The following is a 14,283-nucleotide window of genomic DNA, read 5'->3' as shown; positions in this document are numbered from 1 at the left end:
TCCACTCTAACCCGGAATACGATGAGGTCTCGATAAGTTGTGCCGCATATAGTCTGTTCGACAGATTACTTTTCGGAGAGGCCCGGCATGACGGACTACGGCCACGAACTGGCCTTCGGCACGTTCCTCACCCCGCAGAACCAGGACCCGCAGGGGCCGGTCCGGCTCGCACAGGTCTCCGAGGCCGCCGGGCTGGATCTCGTGACGTTCCAGGACCATCCGTACCAGCCGGGGTTCCTGGACACCTGGACGTTGCTGTCCTGGGTGGCCGCGCGGACCGAGCGCATCACGGTCTCGGGCAACGTGCTGAACCTGCCGCTGCGCCCACCGGCCGTGCTGGCCCGGGCCGCGGCGTCGCTCGACCTGCTCTCCGGCGGCCGGTTCGCACTCGGCATCGGCGCGGGCGGCTTCTGGGACGCGATCGAGTCGATGGGCGGCACCCGCCTGACGCCGGCCGAGTCCGTGACCGCGCTGGAGGAGGCCATCGAGATCATCCGCGGCATCTGGGACGTACGCGAGCGCCGCATCCTGCGCGTCGACGGCGCACACCACCGCGTGGCCGGGGCCAAGCGCGGCCCGGCCCCCGCGCACGACATCCCGATCTGGATCGGCGCCTACAAGCCGCGGATGCTGCGCCTGGTGGCGCGCGAGGCCGACGGCTGGCTGCCCTCGCTCGCCTACCTCAAGGACGGCGACCTGCGGCGCGGCAACGAGATCATCGACGAGGCCGCCGAGGAGGCCGGGCGCGACCCGGCTCAGGTGCGCCGCCTGCTGAACATCGGCGGCGCGGTCACCGAGACCCGTGAGGGATTCCTGCAGGGGCCGGTCGAGCAGTGGGTGGAGGAGCTGACCGCGCTGGCGCTGGAGGACGGCATCGGCACGTTCGTCCTGGGCTCGGACGACCCGCGGCTCATCCAGGTGTACGGCGAGGAGATCGCCCCCGCCGTACGGGACGCGGTGGCGCGCGAGCGGGCCACCAGCGGCACCGTTCCCGCGGCCGCCCGCCGCGGAGCCGCCGCGATCGCGCTGCGCCGCGACGGAATCGACTACGACAAGGTCCCGGCGAGCCTCGCGGCCGACGCCGTCGAGCCCGGCGACCGCGCCTACGAGTCGGTGCGGCACAACTACCTGCGCACCGGAGCCCCCGGCCTGGTGCTGCGCCCCCGGACGACCGGCCAGGTCGTCGAGGGGCTCGCGTACGCCCGCTCCCAGGACGTGCCGCTCGGCGTACGCTCCGGCGGGCACGGGATCAGCGGCCGTTCCACGAACGACGGGGGCATCGTGCTCGACGTCGGCGCGCTCAACGCCGTCGAGGTCGTCGACCCGGCCACGCGCCGGGTGCGGCTGGGCGCGGGCGCGACCTGGGGCGAGATCGCCGAGGCCCTGGCCCCGTACGGCTGGGCGATCAGCTCGGGCGACTTCGGCGGCGTGGGCGTGGGCGGCCTCGCGACCACGGGCGGCATCGGCCTGCTCGGGCGCACGTTCGGCCTGACGATCGACCACGTCGTCGCCGCGGAGGTCGTGACGGCCGACGGACGGGTGCTGCACGCCTCGCGGGAGGAGAACCCCGACCTGTTCTGGGGCCTGCGCGGCGCCGGGGGCAACCTCGGCGTGGTCACCTGGGTCGAGATCGAGGCGATGGAGCTCGGCGACGTCGTCTTCTCCCAGATGGCCCTGGACGCCCGCGACACGGTGGGGCTCCTTGAGCGCTGGGGTGCGGCGATGGAGAAGGCCCCGCGTGAGCTGACGAGCTTCCTCATCCTCTCCCCGGCGCGCCGCGGCCAGGACGCGGTCGCCCAGCTCCTGACCGTCTACGCCGGCGCGGACACCACGGCCGCGGTGAGCGAGCTCGAACGGCTCGCCGAGGCAGGCCCGCTGCTGGGGCACCAGGGATACGTGCTGCCCTATTCGGGCGTGGTGCAGCCGGCCGAACGGCATCACACCGGCGGCGGGAGCCCCGCCGTACGCTCCGGCCTGGTCACCCACCTCGACGGCGACGTGAGCCGTGCCTTCGACCGGATCGCGCGATCCGGGCTGTCGTACTTCCTCCAGATACGCGCCACCGGCGGGGCCGCGCACGATCTGGCTCCCGGCGCGACCGCCTATCCGCACCGGCACCAGAACTTCCTGCTCACCGCCATGGGCGCCGCCCAGCCGGCCCTGAATGCCGTGTGGGACGCGGAGGTCGCGCCGCACACCGACGGCCTCTACCTGTCCTTCGACACCGACACCCGGCCCGAACGGCTGCTCGACGCGTTCGGCGAAGCCAACCTCGCCCGTCTGCGGCAGGTCAAGCGCGCCTACGACCCGGACAACGTGTTCCGCGCGAACTTCCCCATCCGACCGGCACACGAGTGAGCCTCAGGCCCGCTGGAATCTGGCCCCCCAGTTGTGGATCTGGTCGCGCAGTTCGGGCGGGCCGACGACGCGGAAGTCGGCGCCGACCATGCCCAGCCACATGGTCGGCCAATCCAGGGAGTGGGTGGTCGTCCGGATCCGGCAGTGCCCGGCGTCGATCTCCTCGACCGTGCACCAGCGGCCGATCCGTTCGCGCACCGTGGGGGCCGGGGCATCGACAAGCACCTCCACCCGGTAAGGATGAGGCAGGTTCTTCAGGCCGGCACGGACGAACTCGGCGGCGTCGGCGGCGGGCAGGTCCCGGGGGCGGAACCGGGAGCCGGTGCCCTCCGGCGCGGTGATCCGGTCGGCCCGGAAGCTTCGCCAGTCGCGGCGGCTGAGGTCGTACGCGACCAGATACCAGCGGCGGCTGAGACAGACCAGCCGATGCGGTTCGACGTGCCGGTCGGTCTGCCTGCCGTCGGCCGCCTGGTAAGTGAAGCGGAGCTGTTCATGGTCCCGGCAGGCCAGCGCGACCGCGGTGAGCACGTCCGGGTCGACGCCCGCGTCGGCCGGACCGCCCCACCCGGCGGCTACGGTCATCGTGCGCAGTGCCTCGACCCGGTGTCGCAGCCGGGCCGGCATCACCTGCACCACCTTGGCCAGCACCCGCACCGATGACTCGGCGATGCCCTCCACCGCCCCCTGAGCGGCGGTCTGCAGTCCCACGGCCAGGGCAACCGCTTCCTCGTCGTCGATGACCAGGGGCGGCAGTGCGGCGCCCGCGGCGAGCTGGTAGCCGCCGTCGACGCCGCGCTGCGCCTCGACCGGATAACCCAGCTCACGCAGCCGGTCGATGTCCCGCCGCAGGGTGCGGACGGAGACTCCCAACCGCTCGGCCAGTTCGGTGCCCTGCCAGTACCGGTGCGTCTGGAGCAAGGAGAGCAGCCGCAACGTCCGCGTGCTGGTGTTCGCCATGTTCCGGATTCTCTCGTCGATTCAGGCCGGAAAGTGACCGCTATGACTTCTATCGTGGTCCTGACCGACGAGCGGAACAACGGAAGGCGGAAACCGTGAACGAGACGACCACTCGCGACCTCGCCGACGCGCCGGCCATCACCGGCGAGCGCGCCGACCTGCTGGCGGCGCTGGCCAAGAACCGGCACTTTCTGCGCTTCACCACCCGCGACCTCACCGACGAGCAGGCCGGGCAGCGGACCACGGCCAGTGAGCTGTGCCTGGGCGGCCTGATCAAACACGTCACCCTGGTCGAGCGCAACTGGGCGGACTTCATCCTGAACGGCCCTTCAGCGATGGGCGACGCCACGACCATGACCGAGGCCGACTGGACCGCGTGGGCCGACCAGTTCCGGATGCTGCCCGGCGAGACGCTCGCCGGTGTGCTGGCCGCCTACGCCGAGGTCGCCCGCCGTACGGACGAGCTGGTGGCCACCCTGCCCGACCTCGACGTGACCCAGCCGCTGCCGAAGGCCCCGTGGTTCGAGGCCGGTGCGCGATGGTCGGCCCGCAGGGTGCTGATGCACATCATCGCCGAAACCGCCCAGCACGCCGGCCACGCCGACATCATCCGCGAGTCCCTGGACGGCGCCAAGAGCATGGGCTGACTCACGAGTCCCGCAGCAGCCGACCCGCTGAAGATCGCGGGGATCCTCCCCCGCGCCGGGGGCCGGGCCGAGCCGGGCCGCTGCGATTCACATCGCGTTCCAGTTGTCGAGGACCACGACGGGCGCCTCTTCCACATCCAGCCACTCGCTTTCAAGGCCCATGCCGGTGGACGCCTCGATGAAGGCGAATGCCGCACTGCGCTTGCCCCGGTAATCCTCCGGGGCGAGGCTGTCGAGCATGGCGCGAAAACCGGCCAGAACGCTTGGATCACCCTCCTGTGTCGCGTGCTCTCTGAAGAGGAAGTCCCGCATCCGGGCCCTGATCCTGCCGTCGGCCGCGTAGAGGATCGTGTGTCCGCCCTTGAAGTGCCAGGTCGTCATCCACACGCGTGACCCCTTGCTGAGTTCGGTGAGGATGTGGTCAGGCGTGGCGAAGCCGTAGGAGAACTCGAGGAAACCGTAGGCTCCTTCGCCCTCGTACACGAAGAGCACGGGCAGATCCTCCATGGCGGCGTCTTCCGTGGGATACGCCATGGTGCGTTCCTCGGGATCACGGCCTCCGTTCAGCCGCCAGAGGAGATCGTCCACCGTGATCTCTTCGTCGAGGGGTTGCACCACGGTCCAGCAGAGCCCGTCCTCGAACCACTGCTGCCGGTTGAAGAGATCGCGGTAATGATCAATCACGCGGTGATTGTCGCGAAGCCTCGGCGACCCTGTCACGGTGATCGCGAGAAGGCGGAAGCCGCACGCCGCGGGGAAGCGGTCAGCGGTCCTCTACAGTCGCATCCGTGACCGTCGCACGCTCCCTCCTGCTGTTCGTCGTCGCCGCGCTCGCCGAGATCGGCGGGGCTTGGCTGGTCTGGCAAGGAGTGAGACAAGAGCGCGGGCTGTTGTGGGTCGGGGCAGGGTTCGTGGCTCTCGGCCTGTACGGCTTGGTGGCCACTTTCCAGCCGGATGCCCACTTCGGCCGGATCCTCGCCGCCTACGGGGGCGTGTTCGTCGCGGGCTCGCTGGTATGGGGCATGGTGGTGGACGGCTTCCGCCCTGACCGATGGGATCTGATCGGAGCGGCCGTCTGCCTGCTGGGCGTCCTGGTCATCATGTACGCGCCACGCGGCTGACCAGAACGCCCAAAGGGGCCGCCGGCGCCCGGCTGGTCCTGGCGACGACGGCGGGACGATCAGCACCGCGACCGCCTACGGCCCTCAGTTCTGTCGCAGGCGCGATCCGGGCCAAGACGACCGGTGGAAAAATCTGGTCGCAGACTCGAAAAACAGGGGGAGCCGGTGAGCGATCAGGACACTCCAGAAGTCACCTTCCGCGACGACATGACTGTCGAGCTGATCAAACACTGTGCCTCGGACACCGACGTCCTGTGGGCGGCGCGGGTGTCCACGAAGGGAGAAGGGTCGCTGGAGGACATCCAGGCCGACCCGGAACGCTCGGCAGGGCTGATCAACTTTCTGATGCGAGATCGGCATGGCACCCCCTTCGAACACTCGTCGATGACCTTCTACGTGAACGCCCCGATTTTCGTATTGCGTGAGTTCATGCGGCACCGGACCTTCTCCTACAACGAGGAGAGCGGGCGTTACCGTCGGCTGGAGCCCGTGTTCTACGTTCCTGGACCGGATCGTAAATTGGTCCAGATCGGCAAGCCTGGCCAGTATCAGTTCGTCGACGGCACCGATGAGCAGTACAAGCTGGCGACCGAGCTGATCAGAGAGAGCTGTAGGCAGTCCTACCGTTCCTATACGGAAATGCTTCAGGCGGGGGTGGCACGCGAGGTCGCGCGTACGGTCCTGCCCGTGGGCCTGTACTCCTCGATGTACGCGACGTGCAACGCGCGCGCCCTGATGAATTTCCTGTCCCTGCGTACGAAGCGCGAGGACTCGGCCTTCCCTTCCTTTCCGCAGCGAGAGATCGAGATGGTGGCCGAGCAGATGGAGGCCGAGTGGGCCACGCTCATGCCGTTGACCCATGCGGCCTTCGAGAAGGCTGGGCGCGTTTGCCCCTGACAGGCACAGCGTAGAGACCCGCGATGGGGCGTCCACCCGGTAAGCGGCAAGCACCGGTCCCCACGCACAGCACCCCAGGAAAGATCCGTTATCGCGTGTTCCGTAGCTTGAGGATGTACGTCGCAGTGAGCGCAACGGCACGGTCTTCGTCATGTGACAGATCCGCGAGGGCACGTGACGTCGTGGTCCCCGGGATATCCGCGAGCGCCTGTGTCAGCCGCCGACGTGCGAACGCTTCGATGCCACCATGGGCGAGGCGGTCGACCAGCCCGGCGCCGATCTGATCCGCCAACGCGGGATCACTCGCCAGCGCGCTCAGCGCGTCGGCCGCGTCGACGTCGTTCGCCCCCTCGACGATCATGTCGATGAGCGTCGGGACCGCGTCGGCCACTCCACGTGCCCCGAGCGCCAGAGCCGCATACCTGCGTACCACGATGTCGGAGTTCGTGAGCGCGTCCCGCAGCAGTGCGGTCGCCTCGCCATCCGGAATCTCGGCGATGGACTGGACGGCGCGTTTCCGCACCTCGGCTACCGGTGAGCCGAGGCCCTCCGCCAGCAGCGCCAGTCCGCCGTCACCCGATCGCGCCAGAGCCCAGCGAAGGGCTCCGGCGACGTTCGGGTCCGTCTCGCTCAGCGCCGCCTCGACCAGGGCGTCCACCGGCACCTCTGCGTCCGAGGACAGGGCCGCGCGCTGGCGCTTCCCGGCGCTCTCCGACCCCAGGGCCTGGAGGAGTGCCACGATCCGGAGGACGTCCTCCCAGTCGGCGGGATCCGCGGCACCGATCCGAGAAAGACGCGTGAGCAGCTCCGTCTCGGCCGCGATCCGTTCTCGCGTCCGGCGGATGAGGTCGTCGACGAGCTCCGACGGAGTGAAGCCGGGATCGTCCAGCGCGCGCCCGACTTCGCGCAGCGACAGCCCCAATGACCGCAGGCTCTCGATATGGAAGATCCGCCGGATGTCCTCGCTGGAGTACTCCCGATAGCCGCCCTCGGTACGACCCGTCGGCCGCACCAGACCGAGGGATTCGTAGTGCCTGAGCATACGGGCGCTGACCCCGGACCGTCGTGCCACATCACCGATCAACACTGCCTGTCACTCCTCCTGGCCAGTCGTGCCGAGGGCCACGATGCGCTTCGCCTCCTCGACAGCGAACTCGAAACCTGCTTCCGGGTTGCGCGACAGCCGTTCCGTGGCGATCGCGTGCTGACGCACGCGAGGGTCGGGATCCGTCATCGCGGCGCGCAGGATCGGCGTGATCACCTCACCGAGCGCGATCAGCGCCCGGCTGAGGCTCAACTGCGTCTCACGCTCGCCGCGCCCGAGCTGCGTCGCCAGCACCCCGGCCAACTCGGGATCCTCACCTTCGGGCACGAGTACCACCGCTGCTCGCCACGCACTCCGGGCCACCTCGTCGTCGGCGTCGGTCAGGAGCGCCCGCGTGATCGCCGGCCACGCTCGCCGATCCCCGATCTTGGACAGCGTGTGCAACGCCTGGCTTCGCGCCTGTGCACGCTCCGAGCGAAGTTCGTCGATGAGCTTCGGAACCGTCAGCGACGACGAGTGGCGGGTGAGTGCCCACGTGAGCATGTCGCGCACGTAGAAATCGGGCTCGATCGCGCACCGTTCGATGAGCTTGTCGACGAACCGCGGGTCCGGGGCCGTGCCGACCGCCAGCACCGCCTGCAGCCGCACCGACGAGCTGCTGTTCTCCAGCCCTTGAAGAGCTCGCGACGTGTTCGTGTCCTCTTCCGGCATGGTCATCGGGACCACCTCCTTGGAGGCTACAGTGAAGACCTTGTCACAGTGTCAAGGTCAAGCCGTGCCACGCCGCGAGATGTAGCCAGCCGCCGTCAGCGGATACGGCACCGTCTTCTGTTCCCTCGGTCTTTCGATGGCGGCATCTCGTCGAACCTTGGCGTCAAGCCAGCTCGGGAAATGCGCCTTCAGGGCTTTCGTAGTAGCGGGCGATGGAGGCACGGTGGGGTAAGGCGCCGGGCTGGAGGTGGCGGGGTTCCAGCCGGACACCGGTACGTCGTTCAGCGAGCGCCAGAGCGCCCTCGATATATGGCGGGAAGACCTCGGGGTCCGGGTCGAAGTCCCAGAGCATGCCCAGCTCTTCGAGGTCCTGCTTCAGCCGTTCTGGGTCGGCACTGTCGCTCCAGTGGGCGAACATCGGGACGAGACGGGCGACGACGTGGCCGTCCACGGCATGGACGAAGTGGGAGTGGTAGTTGACATTGCGCTCCACACTGGCGATCGACGTACCCTGCGACAGGGTCTGCACCACGTCACGGAAGATCCCGGCAGAGCCGCACTCCACCATGATCGAGCCGCCGGGAGCGCGGCCGACTTCGATCGTCGCGAAGCCTTCCTGTTCGGGGTCCTCGCTCAGTCCCAGTCGGCGTAGCACCTCTTCGGGCGCGAGGTCGGCGACGAAGGTGAAGCAGAACGCCGCCGGTGCCCATCGAGACCGACTCCACCATGCGTAAAAGCCCAGGCGGGAACACGGTCCCTGGCCTGGGCTTTCAAGTGGGTGGAGCCTAGGGAATTCGAACCCCTGACTTCCTGTTTGCACATCGGCCTGGATCGCAGCCCGCCAGGGGTCGAAGACGAACAGGATACGAATCTCCCTGCGACCGGTCGATCCGCGTTAACCCCAGGCCTTGGTCTGCTCGGCTTGTCCCGGGTCGATGGTGGGCGGGATGATCAGCTTCCGCCCCAGCCACCTACGGCTCAGCTCTCAGCACACATCCCGGAGCCGGGGTGGCCCCCGCCGGAGGCCTCTTGCCACCCATCAGTCGCCGACCCGGCCGCGCCCTCGCCACGCGACGAGGCCGGCCCTCACTTCTCCCGGCTCCTGTAGGTGGCCCGCAGGTCGATCAGCTTCTCCCTGGCCACCTCGTCCAAGGCCCGGCGCTGATCCGGGTCCTCCTCCCAGGTGGCCTCCGCACACAAAACCCTGGCCGCCTCGTGCGGCTCGGCATCGCGGACCACGTACCAGACGGTGTCGCCACAGCCGCGCCTGTCGTGATCGCGGCGCAGGATCGTCACGATGCCGGAGACGAGGATCTGTCTGGTCCACGGGTTCCTGGCCAGAACCTGCCGATCCACTGTCAGCCCGTCGTCCATGAGCTCGCCGCCGAGCATGTCGTCCTCCCACCGCCACACGCGGCGGCTGACACCCGGTGGTACATACAGGGCGCCACGGCCTTCGACGGGCACAGAGAACGTCAGGGTGCCACTGCGGCACAACTCCTTGGCGATGCGCTCGCCGTCGGCGTACTCGCGCAGCCGATCCTCGCCTCGGTCTTGCCCGGACAACGAGCCCCGCCGCGCCTCCTCGGCGTAGTAGCGGTCGATCAGTGGATCCTTGAACCGCCCCGCACGCGCGCGCGGTGGTGTGCAGGAGGCCGGTGTGAGGTCCACGCCGTCCTCGATGTCTACCCCCGCCGCGCGCAGCAACTCGTGAACGGTGACGCCCCTGCCCTCGGCCTTGCGGCGCAACCTGCGCAGCCAGCCGTCGAAGGTGTCCAGGTCCGGGTCCGTGCGCAGCGACGTCCAGTCCGCCACCGCTGAGACCGGCACTGGCACCTCCGCCGCGCCGGCGGTTGCACGAGCTGCTCGGGCTCGAGGTCGATCGAGTAGTACAGAACCCCGCGCGCAATATAGGAGAAGGGCGCCGCGTGCGTGATCGGGTCGAAGACATCCCGGATCGGCCAGAACCTCAGCAGCCATGCCTCATCGCACTCACCTGTGGCATGTCCGTCGCCCGGCTCGGGCTCACGCAGGTACATGTCCACGCCGTACTCGAAACGCGGCGGCCCGATCAGGAAGTCATGCCCCCTGCCGTCCGTCATCGAGACGATCGCGACCACGCCGCTCTCCGCGACGAACGTCGTCGAACTGACCGGCGTCCACGAGGCGTCCGCGGGCCCGGGCTCGGCGTCCCAGGACTCCAGCCGCACGGCCGCGACGAAGTGGTAGATCTCGTCCGTCGGGGAACTCCACGCCGGCAGGTCGGTGCCGTCCAGCCCGAACGTGTTGTACTCGACGTAGACCTCGTCGTCGAGCCTCCGCAGCAACTGTGCCATGTCAACGCCTTCGCCTTGTTGATGGTCATCCTGGCTTGGCGGAGTATGGCCCATTGCACTGACAATCCGAGCCGCGCCGCACACCGCGAACGCTTCAGGCCGCGGGAAATGAATCGCCCAATACGAGAAGCCTCGGGATGACCCTTGCCGATTCCCTTGAGTGGGGTGGAGCCTAGGGGATTCGAACCCCTGACCTCCTGCTTGCAAATCGGCCTGATCACCAGGAGAAACGGCCGCGACCTGGGCAAGAGGCCGTCCGCGAGTGACCGTGAGTACCCCCTGTTGACCGCCCTTAACCGCTAATGGCCCGGCGATCAGGCTCGCGACCTGCCGGCGGGCACGCGCGCCCCTGGTCCACCCCATCCTCTTCGTAGCCGCCGACAGCCAGGGCGCAGCCGCCGTTTCGATGGTCGGCTCGCTGTAGATCGGAACCCCCTACCTACAGAGGTTGTGTCCGACATAATATGGGCATGAAGAAGTTGCGCTTCTACCGGTCGGCGCGCAAGCATCGCATCGGACAGGCGCACGCCTTACACGTCGTCCGATCTGGTCCGCCAGCGATCGTGCCGCCACCGACCCGACGTTGGAGGATCGATGGGTCTGGATCGGCCCCGATGATCGGGGCATAGAACTGGAGGTGATCGGCATCCTCACCGACAAAGCTCTAGTGATCATCCACGTGATGCCGACCGCGCTACGGAGAAGGACGCCATGACTGAGCACGAGGCAGCCTGGCCACCCGAAGACATCGAACTGGCTCTGGACCACGACTCCGATATCGACAGCGACTCCGAAGAGATCCACGACGCCAAAGGCAACCTGATCACGGACGAGTACGTACGGGACGCAATCGGCGACGTCCACCGCGCAATTGACGAAGGCCGCGTACCCGTGCCGACCAGTCGCCCCGGACGTCCATCACTCACAGGCGAGGGCACCCATTCCCCAAGGGTCTCCTTCAGACTCCCCGAGGAGCTGCGTGAACGCGCGAAGGCCCGCGCCGAACAAGAGGGTAAGAGTGTGTCCGCGCTGGCACGGGAAGCCTTTGAACAGTTCCTCAGAGCGGGATGAGCACGCGACGGACGAGCGACGGCGCCAGGTGGCCAAGCAACTCGACAGCCTTGCACGAGGGCAATTCGAGAGGGGATCGGGCACGGAAGAGCGCGAAGGCCGAATAACGATCGAAGCCCAGGCGAGGAGAACGGTCCCTGGCCTGGGCTTTTGAATGGGTGGAGCCTAGGGGATTCGAACCCCTGACTTCCTGCTTGCAAAGACGCATGCCGATCTTACTTGACCTGCGAAGACGCAGCTCACGGCACTGATCGCGTTCCCTCTGACTCCCCGCTGTTTCCCCTTGTTGCTCGTCCCATCGGGCACGCGACGGGCACGGCTGGCAGACTCACCGCATGATCGAGATCGACGGCCCTTTCTATCGCATCAGCGACCCTGGCTTCGAGATGCTGATCCCCCGCTGGGATGAACTTGATCCCGAGACCGCCGATCAGGCCGACGCGACCATCACGCTTCCTGACGGCACCCGGCGCTATGCCACCTTCATGACCCTTGGGGCCATCTACGGGATCATGGATCGCTGGCAGGGGACGGGCGACTGTCTCAACGGCCGGTACTTCTGGTGCTCGGACCTGGTCATCATCCGCAAGCCTGGCTTCGTCTCGATGGCCGACGCCGTACGAGACATGATCGCGATTGGGGAGCTTGAAAGCGCGTGCAGTGCGCTGCCAGTCGACGACAACCATCAAGATGCGGATTAAAAGCTCGGCCGATCATGGTTCCAGACAGTTCAATGCAGGTCAGAGCGTATCCGTGGTCTGCTCTGAACGGCCTTGGACTGCCCCGAACTGCAACCCAAAGTGCAACCCGATCTGCCTTGGGGAACGAGATCAGAGTGGGAGAGCATCAGGCGCCCTTCGTGGCTGTTGCCGTCAGTTGGCTCCGATCTTTCTGGTGCTGCCTGGAGGCGCACTGGGACACTATGTGGGTGAGCATGACGGAAGGGCCACTTGTACGGGATCTGTTCCCCGATCTCATCGCAGAGCTGATCACGTGCTTGAGGGAAGAGGGTGAGGAAGATCTCGCCGTCTGCGCTTGGGATATCCGGTTCTATGGCGAATGTGGATGTGGCGACGACTTCTGCCAGAGCTTCTACACGGCTGAACGTCCAAGCGGGGCGTACGGCCTCGGGCATCGATGCGTGCCACTGCTTCCGGAGAAGGGCTATCTGATCCTCGACGTTGTCGACGGACGAATCATGTTCGTAGAGGTGTTGCATCACGACGAGTTGCGCCGCTCGCCGGGGGGCCGGGGCTGAGAGCGCCTAGAAATGCTCAAGGTCGGGTCGGGATTCCCGTCCTGACCAGGCCTGCAGCTTGAAGCGGGTGACGGGATCGAACCCGAACTGTCCTACCTACCGCGGAACGGCCTCCGCCGCGGGCAGCCGGGCTACCCTGCCCCGGCAACCCCGGCGGAGGCCGATCTGCTGAATCTTGATCAGTCGACGCACATCGCGTCGTGGGTGGACTGGAAGACCCATGTGCCGCCACCCGGAGAGGAATAGATCGTTAGCGTGTTATAGGTTCCAGGGGTGCAGTCGTGGCCGACCGCGAGGACGGCCTGCCGGGCCCGCTGTTCGGCCGCCGCCAACCCGGCCGCGTAGGTGTTGCCCGCCCCCAGAGCAGTGGCGCTGCGGGGAGTGTCATAGCCGTCGGCGTGCGCGGCCACGGGCGTGGTCGCCAGGCCGACCGCCGCCACCGCTGAGACGAGGCCGAGCCGGCGGAGCCAAGTGACTTTCTGCATGCTTCTCCTTACGAGGGACGGGCATTCGATCGATCAATATAGATTTAGCGCAGATCGATATAGCGGCGGTATTGACCAGTTGGTCACAAGAATCTGGCGGCCGTTGTCCTCATGGTGGAGCACATGGCTAAGGAAAATCCAGAGAATTACCCATTCAGTTGATCTTTGATTTCTGGTATAGGCCGGTTTCCGTGCCCGTTCACGCCCGATGGTATAGTTCCACTCGCCGTGGAATTCATGTGGGGCAAGGGGAACAGCGGTCAGCTCGTCGCTGGTAACTAGGACCCCGGTCGGGGTAGAAACCGTCGTCCAGACAGGCCGACTCGGTCAGCCCGGCCTCCAGCGGTCGTGCGCACGATCAGCTCGAGGATGGCACGGTTGGCGACCAGCGCTCGCCTCCCGGTCTAATTCGTCCTCCCTGCCGGAGGTGAACAACACCTTCGGCCAGGTACACGGCTCCAGACAGTACGAGCTGTTTCCAGGCCAGCACAGCCGAATCCAGATAATCGGTCTTCAGATAATCTCGGCCCATGAAGGCAGCCCCAATACTGTGACCTGCAGGTTAAAATTCGCCGAGACCTCTAGAACCACCAAATTACGCGGAACGCGGGTACGAGGGGTCGCGCTGTACCGCTCGTTGCCGAAGGCTAATTGCTCAGTGAGCCAGGACTGAGGAAGGGAGCTCTGGATCGTCGATCGCCCCCGGCCACGTATGGCGATTGGCCACGATGAGGCGATCGTGAGGGCGGTTGGGGTGCGGCGGCGGCCCGGAGTCCCGCCGGCGGCCGAAACCGGCGCCCACGCCGCACGCCCGGACGCCGGGCGGGCCGTGGACCGTGTTGCGGCGGGGCGCCGCGCCACCGCCTTGACAGCCTCGCGCGAGGACAACTCAAGAGTGGATCGGCCACGCGGCGGTCAGGAGTGGGTCGGGCAGGCAACGGGCACGCGAAGGCCGATTAACGATCAAAGCCCAGGCGGGGAAAACGGTGTCAATCCCCTGAAAGCGTGGAGACGGTCCTATGCCACAGCGGCCCTCAGCAGGGCCGTTGACGATTGCCTCTTCTCGATCATCTGACGCTCGAATGTGACAGGCGGCAGCCCGTCATTGGCGCTGTGCCTCCTGCGGGTGTTGTAGAAGTCGACGATCCAGGTCGCGATCTTCAGCCGTGCCTCAGCCCGCGTGCGGAAGCGCTGACGGTGCACGTACTCGACCTTGAGGGTGCTGTTGAACGCCTCGGCCGCGGCATTGTCGAGGGCGCAGCCGACCCGCCCCATCGACTGAACCACCCCATGCCGCGCGCATTCGGCCTGGTAGCGGGCCGCGGTGTACTCACTGCCCCTATCGGAGTGAAAGATCACACCGTCCACGTCACCGCCGCGTGTGGCCACGGCCATCT

At 67.2% G+C, this 14,283-nt stretch carries 15 protein-coding genes; 7 read left to right on the top strand and 8 right to left on the bottom strand.

Translation table 11 applies throughout. From position 1 onward, the window contains the following. Nucleotides 1–87: 87 nt before the first annotated feature. Entirely contained in the window at nt 88–2,358 is a 2,271-nt protein-coding gene (locus tag ABZ857_RS27765) for an LLM class flavin-dependent oxidoreductase (RefSeq protein ID WP_357047997.1), read from the top strand. Nucleotides 2,359–2,361: 3 nt separating this feature from the next. Here the strand turns inward: ABZ857_RS27765 and ABZ857_RS27760 are convergent, their stop codons facing one another. Beyond that, on the bottom strand, nt 2,362–3,315 hold the full coding sequence (locus ABZ857_RS27760; protein ID WP_357047994.1) for a YafY family protein: 954 nt from the start codon (nt 3,313–3,315) through the stop codon (nt 2,362–2,364). Nucleotides 3,316–3,410: 95 nt separating this feature from the next. Between ABZ857_RS27760 and ABZ857_RS27755 the strand changes: the two genes are divergently transcribed. Beyond that, nucleotides 3,411–3,962: a DinB family protein gene (locus tag ABZ857_RS27755; RefSeq protein ID WP_357047991.1), complete on the top strand. Its 552-nt coding sequence runs from the start codon at nt 3,411–3,413 to the stop codon at nt 3,960–3,962. Between the two features lie 87 nt (nt 3,963–4,049). Here the strand turns inward: ABZ857_RS27755 and ABZ857_RS27750 are convergent, their stop codons facing one another. Beyond that, nucleotides 4,050–4,682, bottom strand: a complete 633-nt coding sequence (locus ABZ857_RS27750) for a hypothetical protein (protein WP_357047988.1) — start codon at nt 4,680–4,682, stop codon at nt 4,050–4,052. Between the two features lie 68 nt (nt 4,683–4,750). On the opposite strand from ABZ857_RS27750, the gene ABZ857_RS27745 reads away from it, so the two are divergent. Beyond that, nucleotides 4,751–5,083, top strand: a complete 333-nt coding sequence (locus ABZ857_RS27745) for a YnfA family protein (protein ID WP_357047985.1) — start codon at nt 4,751–4,753, stop codon at nt 5,081–5,083. 165 nt (nt 5,084–5,248) lie between these two features. Next, on the top strand, nt 5,249–5,980 hold the full coding sequence (gene thyX / locus ABZ857_RS27740; RefSeq protein WP_357047982.1) for an FAD-dependent thymidylate synthase: 732 nt from the start codon (nt 5,249–5,251) through the stop codon (nt 5,978–5,980). An 88-nt stretch (nt 5,981–6,068) separates the two neighbouring features. Here thyX and ABZ857_RS27735 read toward each other — a convergent pair whose 3' ends face one another. From ABZ857_RS27735 to ABZ857_RS27720, 4 genes are all read right to left on the bottom strand, one after another. Next, a complete protein-coding gene (locus tag ABZ857_RS27735) occupies nt 6,069–7,067 on the bottom strand; it encodes a MerR family transcriptional regulator (protein ID WP_357047979.1) in 999 nt (332 codons plus the stop codon). A 6-nt stretch (nt 7,068–7,073) separates the two neighbouring features. Further along, complete coding sequence (locus ABZ857_RS27730) at nt 7,074–7,742, bottom strand: HEAT repeat domain-containing protein (protein WP_357047976.1); 669 nt, start codon at nt 7,740–7,742, stop codon at nt 7,074–7,076. A 157-nt stretch (nt 7,743–7,899) separates the two neighbouring features. Further along, nucleotides 7,900–8,556 (bottom strand): DUF6461 domain-containing protein, encoded by a 657-nt coding sequence (locus tag ABZ857_RS27725; RefSeq protein ID WP_357047973.1) that lies wholly within the window; start codon nt 8,554–8,556, stop codon nt 7,900–7,902. A gap of 266 nt (nt 8,557–8,822) precedes the next feature. After that, nucleotides 8,823–9,566: a hypothetical protein gene (locus ABZ857_RS27720; protein ID WP_357047969.1), complete on the bottom strand. Its 744-nt coding sequence runs from the start codon at nt 9,564–9,566 to the stop codon at nt 8,823–8,825. A 1,217-nt stretch (nt 9,567–10,783) separates the two neighbouring features. On the opposite strand from ABZ857_RS27720, the gene ABZ857_RS27715 reads away from it, so the two are divergent. From ABZ857_RS27715 to ABZ857_RS27705, 3 genes are all read left to right on the top strand, one after another. Beyond that, on the top strand, nt 10,784–11,143 hold the full coding sequence (locus ABZ857_RS27715; RefSeq protein ID WP_357047966.1) for an Arc family DNA-binding protein: 360 nt from the start codon (nt 10,784–10,786) through the stop codon (nt 11,141–11,143). A 335-nt stretch (nt 11,144–11,478) separates the two neighbouring features. After that, nucleotides 11,479–11,844: a hypothetical protein gene (locus ABZ857_RS27710; RefSeq protein ID WP_357047963.1), complete on the top strand. Its 366-nt coding sequence runs from the start codon at nt 11,479–11,481 to the stop codon at nt 11,842–11,844. A 227-nt stretch (nt 11,845–12,071) separates the two neighbouring features. Continuing rightward, entirely contained in the window at nt 12,072–12,401 is a 330-nt protein-coding gene (locus ABZ857_RS27705; RefSeq protein ID WP_357047959.1) for a hypothetical protein, read from the top strand. A 179-nt stretch (nt 12,402–12,580) separates the two neighbouring features. Here the strand turns inward: ABZ857_RS27705 and ABZ857_RS27700 are convergent, their stop codons facing one another. Both ABZ857_RS27700 and ABZ857_RS27695 read right to left on the bottom strand, forming a co-directional pair. Then, nucleotides 12,581–12,886: a hypothetical protein gene (locus ABZ857_RS27700; protein ID WP_357047956.1), complete on the bottom strand. Its 306-nt coding sequence runs from the start codon at nt 12,884–12,886 to the stop codon at nt 12,581–12,583. 1,017 nt (nt 12,887–13,903) lie between these two features. After that, nucleotides 13,904–14,283 (bottom strand): integrase core domain-containing protein (locus ABZ857_RS27695; protein ID WP_357047953.1); only part of this gene is annotated, 380 nt, incomplete at its 5' end.

Origin of the sequence: Microbispora sp. NPDC046933 (genome assembly GCF_040644635.1) — a bacterium.
Classification (GTDB): Bacteria; Actinomycetota; Actinomycetes; order Streptosporangiales; family Streptosporangiaceae; genus Microbispora.
The sequence above is the reverse complement of the archived record's forward strand: the minus strand, read 5'-3'. Positions and strand labels throughout refer to the sequence as shown.